Annotated in this window: 20 protein-coding genes; all 20 read left to right on the top strand. The window is 41.3% G+C overall.

Translation table 11 applies throughout. The annotated features are described in order from the left end of the window. Window positions 1-30: 30 nt before the first annotated feature. The 20 genes from D3H64_RS06115 (at window position 31) to D3H64_RS06020 (ending at window position 17,839) form a co-directional block, all read left to right on the top strand. Window positions 31-615, top strand: coding sequence for a terminase small subunit (locus D3H64_RS06115; RefSeq protein WP_233554901.1), 585 nt, complete (start codon window positions 31-33; stop codon window positions 613-615). Next, the gene (locus tag D3H64_RS06110; protein WP_121565391.1) at window positions 590-1,885 is read left to right on the top strand and encodes a PBSX family phage terminase large subunit; all 1,296 of its coding nucleotides are present in this window, start codon (window positions 590-592) and stop codon (window positions 1,883-1,885) included. The genes D3H64_RS06115 and D3H64_RS06110 overlap by 26 nt, the downstream gene beginning before the upstream one ends. Window positions 1,886-1,947: 62 nt before the next feature. Next, a complete protein-coding gene (locus D3H64_RS06105) occupies window positions 1,948-3,402 on the top strand; it encodes a phage portal protein (RefSeq protein WP_121565390.1) in 1,455 nt (484 codons plus the stop codon). Between the two features lie 3 nt (window positions 3,403-3,405). Continuing rightward, window positions 3,406-5,055, top strand: a complete 1,650-nt coding sequence (locus tag D3H64_RS06100) for a phage minor capsid protein (RefSeq protein WP_121565389.1) — start codon at window positions 3,406-3,408, stop codon at window positions 5,053-5,055. A 4-nt stretch (window positions 5,056-5,059) separates the two neighbouring features. Next, window positions 5,060-5,278: a hypothetical protein gene (locus D3H64_RS06095; RefSeq protein ID WP_121565388.1), complete on the top strand. Its 219-nt coding sequence runs from the start codon at window positions 5,060-5,062 to the stop codon at window positions 5,276-5,278. Window positions 5,279-5,333: 55 nt separating this feature from the next. Next, on the top strand, window positions 5,334-5,522 hold the full coding sequence (locus D3H64_RS06090; protein WP_121565387.1) for a hypothetical protein: 189 nt from the start codon (window positions 5,334-5,336) through the stop codon (window positions 5,520-5,522). A gap of 112 nt (window positions 5,523-5,634) precedes the next feature. Next, on the top strand, window positions 5,635-5,991 hold the full coding sequence (locus tag D3H64_RS06085; RefSeq protein ID WP_121565386.1) for a hypothetical protein: 357 nt from the start codon (window positions 5,635-5,637) through the stop codon (window positions 5,989-5,991). 154 nt (window positions 5,992-6,145) lie between these two features. Next, window positions 6,146-6,724 (top strand): phage scaffolding protein, encoded by a 579-nt coding sequence (locus D3H64_RS06080; protein WP_121565385.1) that lies wholly within the window; start codon window positions 6,146-6,148, stop codon window positions 6,722-6,724. A 20-nt stretch (window positions 6,725-6,744) separates the two neighbouring features. Then, on the top strand, window positions 6,745-7,638 hold the full coding sequence (locus D3H64_RS06075; protein ID WP_121565384.1) for a phage capsid protein: 894 nt from the start codon (window positions 6,745-6,747) through the stop codon (window positions 7,636-7,638). 13 nt (window positions 7,639-7,651) lie between these two features. Continuing rightward, complete coding sequence (locus D3H64_RS06070; RefSeq protein ID WP_121565383.1) at window positions 7,652-7,864, top strand: hypothetical protein; 213 nt, start codon at window positions 7,652-7,654, stop codon at window positions 7,862-7,864. 70 nt (window positions 7,865-7,934) lie between these two features. Further along, window positions 7,935-8,321 (top strand): hypothetical protein, encoded by a 387-nt coding sequence (locus D3H64_RS06065; RefSeq protein ID WP_233554900.1) that lies wholly within the window; start codon window positions 7,935-7,937, stop codon window positions 8,319-8,321. Next, on the top strand, window positions 8,311-8,646 hold the full coding sequence (locus D3H64_RS06060; RefSeq protein WP_121565382.1) for a putative minor capsid protein: 336 nt from the start codon (window positions 8,311-8,313) through the stop codon (window positions 8,644-8,646). Before D3H64_RS06065 ends, D3H64_RS06060 begins: the two co-directional genes overlap by 11 nt. After that, a complete protein-coding gene (locus tag D3H64_RS06055) occupies window positions 8,646-9,005 on the top strand; it encodes a minor capsid protein (protein WP_121565381.1) in 360 nt (119 codons plus the stop codon). The genes D3H64_RS06060 and D3H64_RS06055 overlap by 1 nt, the downstream gene beginning before the upstream one ends. After that, window positions 9,005-9,403 (top strand): minor capsid protein, encoded by a 399-nt coding sequence (locus D3H64_RS06050; protein ID WP_121565380.1) that lies wholly within the window; start codon window positions 9,005-9,007, stop codon window positions 9,401-9,403. The genes D3H64_RS06055 and D3H64_RS06050 overlap by 1 nt, the downstream gene beginning before the upstream one ends. Beyond that, window positions 9,403-9,861, top strand: a complete 459-nt coding sequence (locus D3H64_RS06045) for a phage tail tube protein (RefSeq protein ID WP_121565379.1) — start codon at window positions 9,403-9,405, stop codon at window positions 9,859-9,861. Before D3H64_RS06050 ends, D3H64_RS06045 begins: the two co-directional genes overlap by 1 nt. 57 nt (window positions 9,862-9,918) lie before the next feature. Continuing rightward, a complete protein-coding gene (locus tag D3H64_RS06040) occupies window positions 9,919-10,299 on the top strand; it encodes a hypothetical protein (RefSeq protein WP_121565378.1) in 381 nt (126 codons plus the stop codon). A gap of 5 nt (window positions 10,300-10,304) precedes the next feature. Beyond that, a complete protein-coding gene (locus tag D3H64_RS06035) occupies window positions 10,305-10,895 on the top strand; it encodes a Gp15 family bacteriophage protein (RefSeq protein ID WP_121565377.1) in 591 nt (196 codons plus the stop codon). Window positions 10,896-11,109: 214 nt separating this feature from the next. Beyond that, window positions 11,110-14,289, top strand: coding sequence for a tape measure protein (locus D3H64_RS06030; RefSeq protein ID WP_233554905.1), 3,180 nt, complete (start codon window positions 11,110-11,112; stop codon window positions 14,287-14,289). Continuing rightward, the gene (locus tag D3H64_RS06025) at window positions 14,289-15,005 is read left to right on the top strand and encodes a phage tail family protein (protein WP_121565375.1); all 717 of its coding nucleotides are present in this window, start codon (window positions 14,289-14,291) and stop codon (window positions 15,003-15,005) included. Before D3H64_RS06030 ends, D3H64_RS06025 begins: the two co-directional genes overlap by 1 nt. Beyond that, window positions 15,002-17,839: a phage tail spike protein gene (locus tag D3H64_RS06020; protein ID WP_121565374.1), complete on the top strand. Its 2,838-nt coding sequence runs from the start codon at window positions 15,002-15,004 to the stop codon at window positions 17,837-17,839. Before D3H64_RS06025 ends, D3H64_RS06020 begins: the two co-directional genes overlap by 4 nt. Window positions 17,840-17,848: the final 9 nt, after the last annotated feature.

Here is a 17,848-nt window from a genome sequence, read left to right as displayed (position 1 = left end):
AGGGGCCTTGATGGTTAAATTAGACCAAATTTGATAGAAAAAGAACAAGAAAAGCTAGATCTTATAGCCAACAATCGGAAAACAGACATAAAGGTGGTGGTATTCATTGGTAAGTTAACAATTAAACAGAAGAAGTTTGCTGATGAGTACATCATCAGTGGAAATGCGACAGATGCATATAAAAAAGCAGGCTATTCATGGAAAAGCGAAAATACCGCCAAAGCTAATGCTTCAAAACTACTTACAAATCATAACCTGAAAAAATATATTGATTCTCGCCTTGAAGAAATAAATAATAACAAAATCGCTAAAGCCGATGAAGTCTTACAAGTCTTCACAGCAATTTTGAGGGGAGAGCGTTTTGAGATTAAACAAGAAATTAGTCCACTAACAGGTGGAGTCGTAGAGCTTAAGCAACCCCCAGCAATTAAAGAGGTCATTCGAGCGGGAAGCGAATTGATGAAGCGTTATCCAACGTCTGCAGAAAGCGAAAAAATGAAACTCGAAATCGAAAAACTAAAAGCCCAACTAGCCGAAGAGGAAGACACAACTCAACCAATCGGATTCACATTCAATCGAGGTGAAGCAGATGCTGAACATAGCGAAGCTGATTAATCCATCATTTGATGAGGTACTTTTTACTGATCGGCCTTATGTTGTTTTGAAAGGTGGGCGGGCTTCTACCAAGTCATCTGTGATTAGCCTTCAGTTGGTATTGGAGTTTTTAGATGATCCTCAAGCGAATGTACTTTGCTTGAGAAAAGTGGGTAAGTATTTATCAACATCCGTTTATGAACAAATCAAGTGGGCGATCTACACATTAGGAGTAGATAAGCAATTTAGATTTTATACAAGTCCGTTAAAGATCGTTCATAAGCGAACACAAACCGCTTTTTACTTTTCAGGTGTTGATGACCCGATGAAACTAAAAGGTTTCAAGATAGCGCAAGGCTATATTCATGCTTTATGGTATGAGGAATTAGCTGAATTTTCAGGTAGAGAAGACATTGACGTGGTGGAAGATACTTTCCTACGGGTAGACTTGCCCACAGGAAAACCCGTCAAAGTCTATTACTCTTATAACCCACCAAAGAATCCATACGATTGGATTAATCAATGGGTGGCTGAGAAGGAAGCAGATCCCGATTATCTCGTGCACCATTCAACTTACCTTGATGATAAATATGGCTTTTTAGGTCATCAAATGATTAAAAAAGTGGAAGGTTATAAAGAAACGGATCCCGATTATTATCGCTGGATGTATCTTGGAGAGGTTATCGGTCTCGGTACGCACATTTACAATATGAATCACTTTCAAATGATTGAGGAATTGCCGACAGATGATAAGCTAATTGGAATTGCCTTTGGGCTTGATACTGGGCACCAACAATCAGCAACGGCTTGTGTGGCTTGTGGCGTCACTGCAAAGGGGAAACTTATCTTGCTTGATACGCTTTATTATAGCCCGTCTGGCAAGGCGGATAAGCTCGCACCTAGTCAGCTATCTGTATTAGTTCATGACTTTGTCGACGGCATTATGTACCGCTACAAGGGCGTCCCTAAGTTGCAGATGACCATTGACTCGGCGGAAGGTGCTTTACGCAATCAGTACAAGCTAGATTATGGCGAAGTATGGCATCCAGTGGCAAAGAAGAAGAAACAAACAATGATTGATCACGTCCTAAGTTTATTGGCTGAAGGGCGTTTTTATTATCTCAACACTGAGAATAACAAGATATTTTACGAAGAACACAAAATGTATCGTTATGACGAAAAGACACTAAATTCAGAAGAGCCGAAAGTCATTAAGGAGGACGATCACTCGGTGGACGCTTTCCAGTATTTGATATTAGATAATGCACGTTTGCTCGATCTGAAAGTTTAGGGGGGATCACTAATGGGGTGATTAGCACCATCAAAAATTGGTTTACAAGGGGGAAGGGATTGATGAACCCAGTCAAAAGCATTTTAGACCATGAGAAAGTTGCGGTATCCAAAGAAGAGTATGCAAGAATTCAAGAAAACTTGAGCTATTATGAATCACGCAATGGCAAAGCAAACTATACAAATACCGATTATCAATTAAGAGAGCGAGAGGTGAAACATTTGCCGATTGCTCGGACGGCTTGTAAGAAGATCGCAGGACTGATTTACAACGAGCAAGCAGAGTTCAAGATTGATAATGAAGTGGCGAGTAAGTTTGTTAATGAGATTTTGAAGCAGGATCGGTTTAACAAGAATTTTGAGCGTTATTTAGAATCTGCGCTAGCCCTTGGTGGTATGGCGATGCGTCCTTATGTTGATGGCGAACGAATTCGAGTGGCGTTTATCCAAGCGCCTGTATTCTTTCCTTCTCAGGCTAACACTCAAGATGTTTCAAGTGCAGTGATCGCTATTAAGTCGGTCAAGTCAGGCCGAAGCACTATCAAGTATTACACCTTGCTAGAGGTGCATGAGTGGCTAGCTGATGGTCAATATAAGATAAGCAATGAGCTTTATATGTCGGAGCGTAAGGATCAGTTAGGTGGCAGAGTGCCATTATCAGATGTTTACGAAGGATTGGAAGAAGTCGTAACATTCAACAACTTATCTAGACCGCTATTCACTTATTTACGGACTCCTGGCATGAATAACAAGGATATTAACAGCTCTCTGGGGCTATCTATCTTTGATAATGCCAAGACCACAATTGATTTTATCAATACGACCTATGACGAGTTCGCTTGGGAAGTGAAGATGGGTCAACGGCGTGTAGCAGTTCCCGCTCAAACGGTGCGAACGTTCTTCGACAAGAATGGCGATAAAGTGATCATAAAACAACACTTTGATCCCGATCAGAACGTGTTCGTTCAGTTAGATAGTGGTGCCGATGATAAGTCGGTTGGAATCCATGATCTTACGACAGATATTCGGTCGGATTCTTACATTGCTGCAATTAATGAAGGCTTACGGCTGTTCGAAATGCAAATTGGTGTGTCGGCAGGCATGTTCACCTTTGACGGTAAGTCCATGAAGACGGCAACTGAGGTTGTATCTGAAAATTCAGACACCTACCAACTGCGAAATTCTGTTGTGTCATTGGTCGAGCATTCGATTAGCGAATTGATTGTATCGATTTGCGAGCTTGCTAAAGCAACCGGCTTATACAACGGTGAAATTCCATCACTTGATGAAATAACGATTAGTTTGGATGACGGTATTTTCACCGATAAGAACGCTCAACTTGATTATTGGAGCAAGGCTTTAGCAGCTGGACTGGTTCCTAAGCGGTATGCGATCGAGAAAGCGTTAGGTATGACTGAGGAGCAAGCAAAAGCTTTAGCTAACGAAATCGATCGTGAGTCGGAAGAAACGATGAATCGTAACCGCAGTCAGTTTGATACCGAGGTATATGGTGAGTAGGCCATGAAACGAAGACTTGACCATGATCAATTAGAGTACAATGCAGAACAGTATTTTTTAGCGGGCGATAAAGTCGCTGATATTTACCATCAATTGCAGACGGATTTATTCTTGCGAACGGTGCGAAGATTGACAAGACGTGGCACCGCTGATTTAGTACGAAATCCTTATATTTGGCAGTTGGAGAAGTTGAATGATATGCACCTACTGAATGAGCGTAATATTCAGCTGATTTTGAAATATAGCCAAGTGGCGGAAAAAGAGTTAAGAAACGTTATTGAAAACGAAGGCTTCAAAGTCTATCAAAATACCTATGACCAGTTAGCCGAGGATTTGAAGCGCGGCGGTACTACGGCGGATCATTACGAGGTGCAAAGAGCTTTAAAGGCTTATTCGGATCAAACGTTCAGAGAAGTTGATAATATGATTAACACAAGCCTGCCCAAAGAAACAAGGGCAATGTATGAAGACGTTGTTACTCAGACGGTTGCTGAGGTGGCCACTGGTACGAAGTCGGCTCAACAAGCCCTAAATGATACCATTTTTAAGTGGTTTGATCGTGGCTTTTATGGCTTTACAGATAGAGGCGGCAGAAGGTGGCAAGCGGATGTTTATGCACGGACGATTATTAAGTCAACGACTTACAGTGTATACCGTGAGATGCGAGAACGACCTGCGGAAGATCTTGGGATTGACACCTTTTATTATTCGATGAAGGCAACTGCTCGTGAGATGTGTGCGCCTTTGCAACACCAAATTGTGACCAAGGGCGAGGCATTCAGAGCTGAAGATGGCACACAGGTCTATTCACTCAACGATTATGGTTACGGCTCTCCTGGGGGCTGTATGGGGATTAATTGTGGCCATATGATGACACCTTTTGTAGTCGGGGCAAATTATAAACCAGAGTTGCCCGATTATCTGAAGAATCTAACCCCCGAACAGGCGGAAGAGAACGCTAGAACGCAACAAGTGCAACGTGCCTATGAGCGGAACATTCGCAAAGAGAAAGAGCGCTTGGCCGTGGCTAAAGAGTTGAAAGATACTGAACAGATTCAAAAGTCACAGCTCAAGCTCAAGACTCTAGAGTCGGGGCTTACGAAGTTGGTGAGGGGGAATGACTTCCTAATTCGTAAGAAAGAGCGTGAGCTTTATTATAAGAATCAAGAAAGCTATAGTGGCGTTAAGCAACGTATGGGAAAAGCCATTGAAGAAGAGTATAATCAATTTAACGAGAGATTAACTCAAAAGCTTTCTAAGGATCAGTACAGAGATCTAACAAGCCACGATTTGAAGCGGATTAGAAAAGTCATGGCGGAAAATGAAGAGTTAGGCAAGAGGCTACAGCTGAAGATAAGTAAGCAAATGCAGCATATTTACGAAACTGAAGACTATAAGGAACGTGTTGAAAGAGATTTAAACAAGGGGAAAACTCCGCCTAGCTATTTTAGGAATGTTTCTGAAACTGAACTTCACAGATATATGTTGAATAAGATTAATATGAAAAGTATTTTTAATGATTATCAATATATAGATGTAGGTGATTTCGATGGAGATGTTTTAATTCCGAATGAAAGACCTGAAAAAGCCGATAGAATCAAAGTCCATCAAGGCAAGCAAGGATTACATGGAGTTCCTAATAAAAAGAGGTGAACAAATGGTTAGAGCGTATGATTATTATTCTAAAAGATATCTAGGCAAAAAGATTATTCTGAGAATGAAAGATGGAACTACAGAAACGGGAAAGTTTTTAGATTTTGATGATATTGAAGATAACGACATTGGAGACGGTTTTGTACTTGATGTAAACGGCGATGAGTCAGTCGGACGTTTAGTCCTTGAAAAAGATGTCGAACGAGTAGAATTTGAAGATTAGCACTTAACAATCGAGTTAGGTGCTATTTTTATGCAGTTTTTCAGGAGGTGATAGGATGGAATCGAATAACAATAGCAATGGTATGGGCTTTATGTCATGGCTAGCATTATTGTTGATTGCAGCCAAGCTGTTCGGAGTGATTAATTGGTCATGGTGGTTAGTGCTATTGCCAGTTTGGATTTGGCTAGCCTTCATGGCTATCGTTTTAGTTATTTTAGGAGTAGCGCATTTAATCTATAAGTGAAACGGATTGTAAATAATCGTGAGCAAATCGTGCAATTTTCTCACGTAAATTCACACGATTTCGGAGTAGTTCAGAGTAAGTTAAGAGTAATTAAGTCGTTAGGAGTTAAAAAATGAGAACCGTGGAAGAAATTAACAAGGAATTAGCAGAGATGCGAGATAAAGGCATCTCGAGAAAAGGTATATCGGATGGGTATCACACTTTCGATGAGCTTTATCTTCATAGAATGGTGCTATTTTCAACCATTCTAAATGCTTATCCCGAAATATCATGGAAGTCTAAGCAACATCATGATGGTACGATGTTCGATGGGTGTTTTATCTGTGGTATCAATACACCTGAGGGGCAGTACACTTATCATTATAAGATGAAATACTGGTTACATTTTAGGGTACCAGAGATCGAAAAAGCACCAGTTTATGACGGTCACAAGCCGAGTGATATCGGTAGATTGTATAGTTTAAGTTAGTTTTTAAGTCGTAGCGATACGGCTTTTTATTTTGCCCTGAGTATGGCATTAAACTATTCACGGACTTGGGTTCAGTCGTTAAAATGCCCACCAACAAAGCCTGAGCAAGCTTTAACTGCTACATTGTCCACTGGACGTTAAAGGAGTAGATAAGATGAGTGTTACAAGAGCAATGCTGAAAGAAGCAGGAGTCACTGAAGACGCTAAGATCGATGAGATCATGGACGCTTATAGTCGTGCCATTGGGAGTGCTAAAGCGCAAGGCGAATCAGATTTGAAATCCGAAAATGATTCGCTACGTAATCAGTTGCAAGAAGTGAATCAAACCATTGAGGAGCTGAAGAACAATGAAACGACTGCACAAGAGGCAAAAGATACCATCGCTCAATTACAAGCTCAGTTGGCTGATAAAGACAAGGAACACGAAGCACAACGCTTAGCCGATAAGCAAACCTTTGCGGTTCAATTGGCTTTAAAAGACACTGACACGGTCGACAGTGATATTCTGTTTAGTCTTATCGATATGGATAAGGTTCAATTTGATGAAGACGGCAAGCCACAGCTTGATGACACGATCAAGTCGTTGAAAGAGAACAAGCCTTACCTATTTCAAAAGCAGACTGAAGAAGAACCCGATGACAAGGCGCCGTCTATCGTTGTGGGTGGTAATCCGTCAGCTAATGGAGAAAGTAAGGAAGATCCTTTCGAAGCAGCAATGAACATGTATAAATAAATTTAAAGGAGGCCTATCTAATGGCAGGAGAAAACAATAACTTACCAGTACGTCGCTATGAAAAACAATATAAAGGGCTACTACAAACAGTCTTTACCGCTACGAATGCATTCCAAGGGGCAATCTCACCGATCCAAATCTTAGATGGTGTGCAAAACAATGCAACCGCATTTAGTGTAAAGACCAATAACACGCCAGTAGTGGTTGGGGAATACAAAACAGATGCTAATATTGCATTTGGCACTGGAACGTCTAATTCATCACGTTTTGGCCAAATGACTGAGGTCATTTATCAAGACACGGATGTAGAGTACGATTACACTTTGGCAATCAATGAAGGGATTGACCGCTACACGGTTAATAATGATCTAAACGCAACGATCGCAGACCGTTTACGTTTACAATCTGAAGCACAAACACGGGCAATGAATAAACGAATCGGTGCGTATGCATCTAAGGTTGCAGGGCATTCAGAAACCTTATCAGAATTGACTGATAAAGCGATTAACGCCTTGTTCAACAAGATTAATACTTACTTTATTGACCTAGAAGTGACCGCACCTTTAACGGCTTATGTCCGTTCTGACGTGTATAACGCTATTGTAGATATGGCACAAGTTAGCAAAGGTAAAGGGTCTTCAGTCAACATTGACAAGAACGGCTTAGCTTACTACAAAGATATCGCTTTACAACGTGTACCATCTCAATATTTCGCACAAGACACACAAGCGTTAATTATGCCTAACGGATTGATTATTCCATTCGTTGGTATCAGTACCGCACGAACAATTCCAGCCGTGGATTTCGATGGTGTGATCCTTCAAGCGGCTGCTAAGGGTGGCCAATTTGTCTTAGAGGATAACAAGAAAGCGATCGTCAAGGTAACGGGCACGCCAACCGTTCCAGGTGCATAAGGAGCTGATATAAATGGCGAAGTATAAAGTGTTAACAACGTTTAGCACTGAAAATAACGGCAAAACTTATAAAGCAGATCAAAAAATCGAGATGAAGGTATCCGTTGCGGATGTCATCAACGAGCAAGCGAAAGAGTTGCATGGGCAACTCTTTCTAGAACGCTTGGATGATTCAAAAGAAGCTGAAAGTTCCGAAGCAGAAGTCAAGGAGACATCAAAAGAATAAGGCGGTGATCCACTATCTCTCAGCTAGTGAGTGACTAGCCTTTGTATATCAAGAGGGGAGAGGATAGCGTTTGTATTTAACAGAAGCAGAGTATTCCAAAATGGGATTTGAACCAGTCGAAGATTTTGAAAAATTAAACAATCGGGCAAGTGTCATGATTGATTTATACACTAAAAGCTTATATAGCTTTATCGATTTCGATGATGACCATGAAATGAGAAAGAAAGCAGTCAAGCAAGCGGTGGCATTACAAATTTCGTATATGAGCGAAACAGGTATAACTACCGCAGAAGACAAGCAGAATTTAACTAGTATTTCAATTGGTCGGACATCCGTTTCTTATGGAGCAGGTCAAAAAAGCGCGACAAGTAGGCCATCATTCGGCTTATGCCTGGATGCACTAGCGTTGTTAGATAGTGTCGGCTTTGGCTATTGCGGGGTGGACTATGATCGATAAACGCTTATTGATTGATTCAGTCACCATCGAAAAAGTAATCGGGCGGGATGAATGGGGGAAGGAAGCTTATGGAGATAAGCTGAGCCTTTCTCCTGTTCGCTTCGATCGATCAACCACACTCAAACATAACACACAGAATGCTAAGGATGAAATCGAACGAAAGCCTGGCATTGTCTTTGTATACACAAAGTTCTGTCCAGTGTTGCCGGATGAAAGCTACATCGACGGTCGTTTAACTGATGGGAATCGATCCTATCGAGTTGTCGGTTTAATTCCTATCAGCTTGTTTAAGAAGCAGATAGGCTATGAAATCGAGGTGGTTTAATGTCTGTCGGTGCAACGTTCTCAGTGAATGTCAATGTTAATTTTTCTGTTTTAGATCGTAAATTCAGTGAAGCGTCCTTGAAGAAGGGCGAATTAGCAATGGCCAATCAAGCCATGATGGACATGGAACAATTCGTACCAATGAGAAGCGGTAGACTAAGGTCAGGCGCTCATGCAAAGCCTGGGGAAGTTATTTATCCAGGGCCTTATGGGCGAGCTCACTTCTACGGAACGAATGGCATTGTAGTATTCAGAAAGTACACCACACCTGGAACGGGAAAACGATGGGACAAGAGAGTGCCCAAAGGAACCGTTAGAGAATGGGGAGTAGTCGCAATAAAAGCGATGGGGATTCAATGATGACAAATGATTTTCAAATTCAGTTATTGAGATTTATCAATGATCTTAAGCTACCAATCACAGCACGTATTGACTTTCTCACTCACGATGAAGATCTCGTTATCTTTACTCTACCTGGCGGGAAAGTTGATAAAACGTTCATGGATGGCACTCAAGAAGTGCGGTTACCTTATCAATTTGCTATTAAGACGAAAGATAATGAGAAAGGGAACAGGGTTCTGTGGATGATTAACGAAGCCTTGTCTCAATTCAACCTCGATATACCAAGCGGTAACGGGTCATACCAATTCTTGAGTATGACGCTTTCTAAGCCGTTTCTTGAAGGAGTGGATGAGCAGGGTTTTTATGTTTATTTATTACAAATTGAGGCACATTTAGAAATTGGAGGTAATAGTTAATGGCAAGACTAAAAAACGCATTACGTGGGCATTTTATTGCTGAGATCAGCAAAGAAAATCCAACGAAAGAACCAACAGAATGGCTAGAATTAGCTAAATACATTTCAAACGTTGAAACAGAAGACGAAGAAGAATCTGAATCAGAAGGATTCTACGATGGTGATGGAACGCCTGAAGAATTTGTTAAGACTTTTGCAGCAGGTTATACCTTCGAAGGTTATCGTGACCATGAAGACCCTGCACAAAACCTTATTTGTGGTATGAAGTTTAAAACAGGCGAAGGGCGCCGTGTATGGCATAAAGTCGTATCTTCAAATGGTAAGAAGCAATGGGTAGGCCGTGCCAACGTTTCGAGTATCAATGACGGATCGGGTGAAGCAACCGAAGACGAAAGCTTTGGATGCACGATCAAATACGTTGAAACACCGAAAGAGTCTGCAGTTGTTGCTGGCGTTTAATATGTAGCGGGAGGGGTAACCCTCCCTTTTTTATTGATTTAAAAGGAGGCCGAATAAATGGCAAGAGTAATTAAATTTGAGAAGCGAAGCAATGTCATCCCGATTGATTTTGGGGATTTTCAACTTGAATTCGTGGCAAATGACGATAATTTGTCACGATTGGATAAGCTTCAAAAAGAGTTATCCAAAGAATCTAAACGCCTTGAAAGCATAACTACGGAAGAAAACGTTAGCGAGACGCTAGAAGCCCTTAAGTTCATGGCTACCAAAGCGTGGGACGAATCCTTTGGGGAAGGCACATTCGATAAGATTTACCAATTTGCAGGTCAATCCGTTACGATGGTTATCAATTATTTTGTCCAAACATTCGAGGGAATTTCAGAAGAATACCACGAACAAATCAATGCGGATAAGTTGAAGAAATACATTGAAGATTAAAGCCCATGGATATTTCACGAAAGTTACCAGACACTTACATAGTCGTTGATCAAGTATATACCTTAAATTTAGCTTATAACGTTGTTCTCAAGGTCTTGGAACTAATGAGAGATAAAGATCTAGATGACTTGTCAAAGCTTCGCACAGCTCTTTTTTTGTTGCTTGGAGATGACGTTAGCAAGTCATTGTCCATTGAAGAGATGGATGCCGTTTGTGAGGATTTGTTCGAACAATTTATTGCGTTTGACAACGAAGACGAGCAAGTTGTTAGGGATATTAAGGGAAACATCATACCTAAAGAGATCATCGAAAAGAGTAAGGCTCAATCCGATGAAGAAGACGATGATCAACCGTTGTACGACATAATGAAAGATGGCGAATACATCTACGCTAGCTTTCTGCAAGCGTACGGGATTGATTTGTTCGAGGAGCAAGGCAAGCTACATTGGTATAAATTCAATGCGCTACTTGTAAGTTTGCCATCGGACACGAAATTCATGGAAGTGTTGCGGATTAGAGCGTGGAAACCATCCAAGGGCGATAGTTCAGAATATAAGAAACAAATGCGCAAGCAACAAGAAATTTATCGATTATAGGAGGTGAGGAATAATGGCAGACGGAACAGTCACAATTGAAACGAAGCTGAACACAAGCGAAGCTAAGTCTGGGATTGGGAAAATCAAAAGCGCCTTTGAACAACTAGGCAATAGCGGTGGGAAAGGCGGGCTTTTTGGAAAACTGCTTGGCGCTAACTTATTGTCGGCAGGGATTCAGAAAGGGATCGGTATGATTTCAAACGGCGTGCGGTCAATGACTGGTGAATTAGTTGAGTCTTCGGTTGCTTGGAAAACATTTGATGGCAACATGCGGATGATCGGGAAATCAAGCGGAGAGATTAACAAAGTAAAAGGTTCATTACAACAATTTGCTCAACAATCGATCTATTCAGCTTCAGATATGGCTAAGACCTACTCCCAAATGGCTGCAATCGGAACTAAAAATGCTGAACAGCTTGTTAAAGGGATGGGCGGTATTGCGGCTTCATCCGATAATCCTAAGCAAGCGATGAAAACACTGAGCCAGCAAATGACACAAGCTTTGACGAAGCCAAAAATGAGCTGGCAGGACTTTAAGTTGATGCTAGAGCAGTCCCCCGCAGGTATGGCGGCGGTCGCTAAACAAATGGGCATGTCGGCAGATGACTTGGTTCGAAAGATTCAAGATGGAGAGATCAAATCAAAAGACTTTGCGAAAGCGTTGGCCGAAGTAGGAACTAATGAGCACTTTTCAAAAATGGCTACAACGTTCAAAACAACTGGCGAAGCAATGGATGGGCTAAAAGAAACGCTAGCTAATAAGTTGCAACCCGCTTTCGAACAACTAGATAGTATCGGTATTAAAGCAATTAGTGGTATTGCAGATCGGCTCGAAAAGGTTGACTTTAAACCGCTCGTCAAGGGAATTGATAGCGCAGCTAAGAAAATTCAGTCATTCGCTAGACAGGCTTCAAAAGCGTTCGGTGACTTTCTAAAGGGCTTCAAGGCTTCAGGGGCGTTCCAAGCTTTTAGCTCTTCAATGAAATCGGTCGGAGAGGCAGTCAAGCATGTGCTTAGCGCTTTTAAACCTGCTAATGCTAGTTTTAGAGATGTTGGTAAGACGGTTGGTAATGTAGCCAAGTCAATGGCGAATGCCGTTAAGGGAGTTGCTGACTTTGTTAAGGGGCTTAAGCCAGGCACTATTCAAGGAGTAGCCAAAGCCATAGCTGGGTTAGTCATCGCTTTTAAAGGCTTAAAAACAGCTATGAAGATCAAATCTTTATTTGATGGATTTAATCCAGTGAAGGATGGGCTTTCTAAATTGACGGGATCTGCAAAGCAACCCCAATCTATATTAATCAATGTGTTTAAAGGGATCACTGACGTGATTAAATCAGCAGGGGAAGGCCTTAAAACAGCGTTCACTGGCCTTGGACAAGGCTTGTCGACGGCCTTCCAAGGGCTAGGTAAAGGCTTATCTACTGTTTTACAAGGTTTCGGGGAAATGACTCAACTAATAAACCCTGCTGGAGTATTGGCGCTTGCAGGAGCAATTGCCTTAGTGGTAGCGTCCTTGGCGTTATTAGCTACTCAAGCTGAAGGGGTAAAGACGATTTTAACTGCTTTTGGCGATGCCATAGCAACGGTAGTATCAGCTCTTGGGGATGCTTTGAGCACTGTTATAACTGCTCTTGCTGAAGGCTTTACGGCAGTGTCAAGAGCAATCGGAGAAGCAATTGCCATGATTATCCCTTCGCTGGAGCCATTAATGCCTTATATCGAGCGGATGGTGACGGCTTTCATCACGCAATTGCCTTTAATCATTCAAGCTTTCAATAACCTAGTTTCGTCCATCGGCACAGCGATGTCTCAAATCATCTCAGCCATAGCTAATGGTGTTTCTCAAATCATCAGCGCTCTCGTGCCGTTAGTTGATGCGATTGGGCGAAATGTGGATCAAATCCTTAATGCATTCGGTCGCCTAGCAGGGCAAGTTGCAGGGGCAATTAGCCAAGTGGTGTCTGCGGTTTCTTCAGGTGTAAGTCAAATCATTGATGCGATAAGTCGTTTAGTAACGAGTATCGCAGAAGGTGCAAGTCGAGTCATAGAATCATTTGGCGATATGGCGCTTAAAGTTGGCGAGTCAATCGAGAAGGTCAACAATTCAATTGCGAATATGATTGACTCAGTTCGTGGCGTAATCGATGAAATAGGGGATACTGCTAAAGAGGTTGCGGAAGCTTTCAAAATGATTGCTGATTCATGTAAAGGTTTATCAGGTGCAAACTTACTTGGGATCGGTGCGGGCTTCGCTTCGATGGTCGTACCACTTGGCGGGTTAGCCCTAATCGATACGGCTAAGATTGGTACTGGTTTACAGCAAATTGGAAATGCGTTGGGATCGATCTGTCTTGTATCGGCGATTGCTACAGACTTTACCGCACTTAAATCAGCGTTAACTGGATTCCCATCACTAGATACGATAGCAAGCGGTTTGACTGCAGTCGGTACTGCTTTAGGTAACATAAGTGGTGTGTCAGCTTTTGCGATGGGGATGGAGCAGGTTAAGACTTCACTTAGCGGTTTAGATTCTGCATTAGCAATGAGCACTACTGCCGTTCAATCTTTTAATACATCATTTACATCAGCAATGAGCGCTATTTCTACTGGGGCAAGTTCAATCTTATCAGCTTTATCTACAAGCTTTACAACAATTATGTCTTCAATCAAATCTGTAGTTAATAGCAATCTAAATAGCGTGAAATCAACATTTACTAATTCGATGAGCTCCATTAAGCAAGCAGTTAGCAGCGGTTTCACTCAAATATTGTCTTCAGCTAGAAGTGGTATGAGCCAATTCGTATCTTCTATTAAAAGCAAGAGTGGCGCTTGTGCCAATGCTATGCGGTCTTGTACAAACTCGGCGGCGAATGCTGCCCGTGGATCAATTGGAACATTTAGAAGTATCGGTGCTCAGATAGGTAACGGCCTAGCTCAAGGAATGTATAGTGCCTTAGGAGCGATCACAGCTGCAGCTAATGCGATGGTGGCTCAAGCAAACCGAGCAGCAAGAGCAAGAGCGATGATTCGCTCGCCGTCACGATTATTTGCTAATACAGTTGGTAAGTTTATTCCTCGTGGGGTGGCTATGGGGATCGACAAGAACACAAAGTATTCAAACGAAGCGATGGAAAGCATGATCAGTTCAATGAGCAAGTATAAAATGAAAGCTGAAGACTTAATCGGTGGTGGATCAAACAGAGTGAAAAGTAAATTTGGCTTAATTAATGGTAATAGGGCAGTATTAGGTGGTTCTTCGAATAATTCTACTTACTATCAAAATTACACATTAAACGCCAACAGCAGCACATCAGATGATTTCTTTACACCTGAAAACATGAAACGTTTGATTAAAGAGTTTGCCTATTATGTTAATTTGGAAGGAGGAATGTAATGACAGCTTACATACAATTCAATGGTCAGCGCAGTGATGATTTTGGACTTAGAATATATAACAACGTCAGTCATGAATCGACAGGATTTGATGTTGAGACGGTTGTGGTGCCTGGCCGAGATGGCGAGCTTTTGCTAAGCAACAGGCGCCTAAAAGCGGTGGAGAAGACATTCCCTTTTAGACTTTTATCAGATGTTAGAGTCACAGAAGTTCAGGAAAAAATCAGCAATTGGCTCAATGTGGAGGGGTATAAGCCTCTCCTTTTATCTTGGGATAGCGCATTTGAATATAAAGCGGCTTTTATCAAAACTTTTGAAGTTGAAGAAGTTCTAAGAAACTTCGGCAAGCTGCAAGTAACGTTCCTAGTTCACCCCATCAAATACTATGTTGATGGTTTAATTGAGCGCCCACTTAAAAATGGCGAGAACCTTAGAGGGCGTGGAAACGAATTAGCCCACCCCATCATCAAACTAAAAGGTAACGGTGACTGCGTATTGAAAATAAATGACCGTGAAACGCATTTAAAGAATATTGAAGGAGGCATTATTTTGGATATGCAATCGAATACTGTCTATCAAGGCAAACAAGGGGCATGGGATAAGTTCATCAGATCACCGCAATCGGTAAAACCTTACCTAGATATTGATGCTAATAAAATCACTTGGACTGGCGACTTTTCTGCTACCATCATGCCTTTTTGGGGGTCAAAAGTATGAAACCGATTCTTTTTAAAGCAGATGAAGCCAAGTTTGATACTTATGGACTTGGAGAGATTAATGCTACTAAAGCAATTGCGACAAGGGAACGAAACGGCAATTATACTTTATATCTTGAGTATCCAGCTCAAGGTGAGATGGCAAACCTGTTTCAACGTGAAATGAAGATCAAAGCGGATGCTGGAGTAAGAACGAAGAATCAAACTTTCGAGATCAGCCGCATTAATAAATCGAGTGATAAACTAATCAAAATCTATGCTAAACATATTAGCCATAAAACTGAACAAATGGCTTTAGCTCCTTCAGTCGCAATCACTAAATCAGGGGCAGATGTTGCTTTGGCTATGTGGGCAGATAACTTGGTTGGTGGCGTTAAGTTCAACACTTGGTCAGATATCACAACAGAGAATTCGACCAAATGGACAGTAGATAAAATTGCCAACGCTCGTGAAGCATTAGGTGGTGTTAGCGGATCTATATTAGACACTTGGGGTGGCGAATACGAGTTTGACAATACAACAATCAAACTGCACTCGCAACTGGGCCGAAAAGTACCGACTGTTTTAGAGTATGGTCGGAATATCTTATCGGCAGAAGAAGATGAAGATATAGAAAACACTTATACATCAATCTATCCTTTCGCTTCCTACACACCGCAAGTTGAAGACGGTAAGTCCGGTATGCCAGACCCGATTATAGTGACGTTGCCAGAAAGATATATAGATGGAAAATATATTAAAGCTTATGCTCATAGGAGAGTTCAGATTGTAGACCTTTCTTCTAAATTTGGCGAAAACGAAAAGCCGACAGAGGAGAAATTAAGAAAGTATACGGAAAGTTATTTAAAAAATAACCGAGTCGGGTTACCGAAGATCAACGTCAAGGTGAAGTACATTGATCTTTCAACAACTTTGGATTATCAGGATTTAAAAGTTGTAGAAGAAATTGAACTTTGCGATATAGTTCCAATCTACTATCCTTCCCTAGGCATTATTGATGCAGAAGCAAAAGTCACCCAGGTAGAATATAACGTGCTCTTAGATAGAAATGAATCGATCGAAGTAGGCACAATTGGCAGTGGCATTAAATCGGCCATGGGCGGCATTTTAAGTGATCAATTGAATGACCTTGAAAATAAACAGGATAAAATTAACCAGGTAGTTATCCCTTCTTTAATAAATAGCCGTGGCAATCGTATATGGTATGGCAAGCCACCAGACGATATTGAACATAAAATCGGGGATGTTCAATTTGAAAAAAACGGTAATTATGATCGGTTATATATCTGGAATGGCAAGAATTGGATTAAGGTTCTAGATACCGAAAGTCTTGATAATATAGCTCAGCAGAAAATCGAAGAATCCGAGAAACGTACGAATAAAATGAAACAAGCTTTGGAGCAACGTCAATCTCGCAATGAAGCTCAACTCAATAGTTTTAAGCAAAGTCTTACTGAAACTGATCAAGAATTAAAAACATTAGTTACTAACGCAAAAGGTGATATTAATCGATTGAGGCAACGGGCGGATGGATTTGATAGCTCGATAAGCAACTTAGGTCGATCAATGTCAAGCTCGATTACTCAATTGCAGAATCAAATTGATTTACGTGTAACTCGTGGAGATGTTCGAAGCATTATTAATAGTTCAGGTGACAGCATATACCTAGCACTCAAAAACAAATTGCCCGACGGGAAGATGTCGGGGCGTGAGATTAAAAATGCCATTGCAATTGATAAATCAGGTATTTTGATTGATGGTCAGCACTTGTCAATTACTGCTGATACGCATATTAATAACGGTGTGATTAAAAATGCTCATATCGGTGATCTCTCAGCAAGCAAGATTACCGCAGGGACGCTAAATGCGGCGGACGTAAGAATTATTAATCTAGATGTTAATAATTTGACAGGAAATATGGCGCAATTTATTCAAACACTGTTTAATGGCAAAAATTCTAAGGTCAAGATCGATCCGAGCGGTATGCAAGTGATGACTAATAGTGGGAGCTATTCGTCTAAATTTACTGAGAATGGGATCGAAATTTGGCGGAGTGGTACACACGTAGGCTCGGTGCATTCGTTAGATGCAACTGATAAGAGTGGACCCTATGCTGGCATGAAATCTATGTCACTAACTACGCAACCCGATTCATACCTATCACTATCTTATTATTCATTAGCAAACAAAACTTTCTATCGTGCTTTGTCACTAGGTGGAGATGGTCGTCTAAGGCTGCATTCACCTTTTAATATTGGTGATTCAAACCGTGGATGGAGCTTTGAGACGGGTACTTTCCCAAGAGCGAGTTCAGATGGTCGTCAATATGCCACCATGATCAAAGATACTTATACGGGAAGAGCTTTTGGTATCAGTGAAGATGGTGATTTTTGGATGCCAATCAACAGTGGTGAGATAGTTAGTTCAACTATGTTGTGGAACAAGTACCTTGATTTGAGTAGACAAATTAGTTACCTCAAATCGGAAATCAGAACGATATCTAATAAATCTAATAGTTGGAGCGGAGGAGGCTATACACCTAGCCCTGAACCAGAGCCATATAGGCCAACGCCGAACCCTACACCGAATTATTCTGAAACGATTAGCGTGGGAGACCGAGTCAAATTTAAATCATCTGCAACTTATTACTACAATAACGATGACCAAGCAGTCAGAATACCAACATATAGTAGTAGCGGTCAACCGATTAAGAACGGCACGTTTACTGTTGCACGAATCAGACCATGGTCACATCAACGTTACGGCTACTATGAGCTTTATATTGGTAGATGGCAAATCGCTTGGGCGGCTAAAGATGATGTATATAAAGTTTAGGAGATGAAC

Origin of the sequence: Atopobacter sp. AH10 (genome assembly GCF_003664595.1) — a bacterium.
GTDB lineage: Bacteria > Bacillota > Bacilli > Lactobacillales > Aerococcaceae > Atopobacter.
This window is presented reverse-complemented; position numbering and strand designations above follow the sequence as displayed.

Bases quoted from the DNA above. Each gene is read 5' to 3' on its own strand.
- D3H64_RS06110 (WP_121565391.1), top strand. From the start codon at position 590: ATGCTGAACATAGCGAAGCTGATTAATCCATCATTTGATGAGGTACTT.
- D3H64_RS06105 (WP_121565390.1), top strand. From the start codon at position 1,948: ATGAACCCAGTCAAAAGCATTTTAGACCATGAGAAAGTTGCGGTATCC.
- D3H64_RS06100 (WP_121565389.1), top strand. From the start codon at position 3,406: ATGAAACGAAGACTTGACCATGATCAATTAGAGTACAATGCAGAACAG.
- D3H64_RS06095 (WP_121565388.1), top strand. From the start codon at position 5,060: ATGGTTAGAGCGTATGATTATTATTCTAAAAGATATCTAGGCAAAAAG.
- D3H64_RS06090 (WP_121565387.1), top strand. From the start codon at position 5,334: ATGGAATCGAATAACAATAGCAATGGTATGGGCTTTATGTCATGGCTA.
- D3H64_RS06085 (WP_121565386.1), top strand. From the start codon at position 5,635: ATGAGAACCGTGGAAGAAATTAACAAGGAATTAGCAGAGATGCGAGAT.
- D3H64_RS06080 (WP_121565385.1), top strand. From the start codon at position 6,146: ATGAGTGTTACAAGAGCAATGCTGAAAGAAGCAGGAGTCACTGAAGAC.
- D3H64_RS06075 (WP_121565384.1), top strand. From the start codon at position 6,745: ATGGCAGGAGAAAACAATAACTTACCAGTACGTCGCTATGAAAAACAA.
- D3H64_RS06070 (WP_121565383.1), top strand. From the start codon at position 7,652: ATGGCGAAGTATAAAGTGTTAACAACGTTTAGCACTGAAAATAACGGC.
- D3H64_RS06060 (WP_121565382.1), top strand. From the start codon at position 8,311: ATGATCGATAAACGCTTATTGATTGATTCAGTCACCATCGAAAAAGTA.
- D3H64_RS06055 (WP_121565381.1), top strand. From the start codon at position 8,646: ATGTCTGTCGGTGCAACGTTCTCAGTGAATGTCAATGTTAATTTTTCT.
- D3H64_RS06050 (WP_121565380.1), top strand. From the start codon at position 9,005: ATGACAAATGATTTTCAAATTCAGTTATTGAGATTTATCAATGATCTT.
- D3H64_RS06045 (WP_121565379.1), top strand. From the start codon at position 9,403: ATGGCAAGACTAAAAAACGCATTACGTGGGCATTTTATTGCTGAGATC.
- D3H64_RS06040 (WP_121565378.1), top strand. From the start codon at position 9,919: ATGGCAAGAGTAATTAAATTTGAGAAGCGAAGCAATGTCATCCCGATT.
- D3H64_RS06035 (WP_121565377.1), top strand. From the start codon at position 10,305: ATGGATATTTCACGAAAGTTACCAGACACTTACATAGTCGTTGATCAA.
- D3H64_RS06030 (WP_233554905.1), top strand. From the start codon at position 11,110: ATGACTGGTGAATTAGTTGAGTCTTCGGTTGCTTGGAAAACATTTGAT.
- D3H64_RS06025 (WP_121565375.1), top strand. From the start codon at position 14,289: ATGACAGCTTACATACAATTCAATGGTCAGCGCAGTGATGATTTTGGA.
- D3H64_RS06020 (WP_121565374.1), top strand. From the start codon at position 15,002: ATGAAACCGATTCTTTTTAAAGCAGATGAAGCCAAGTTTGATACTTAT.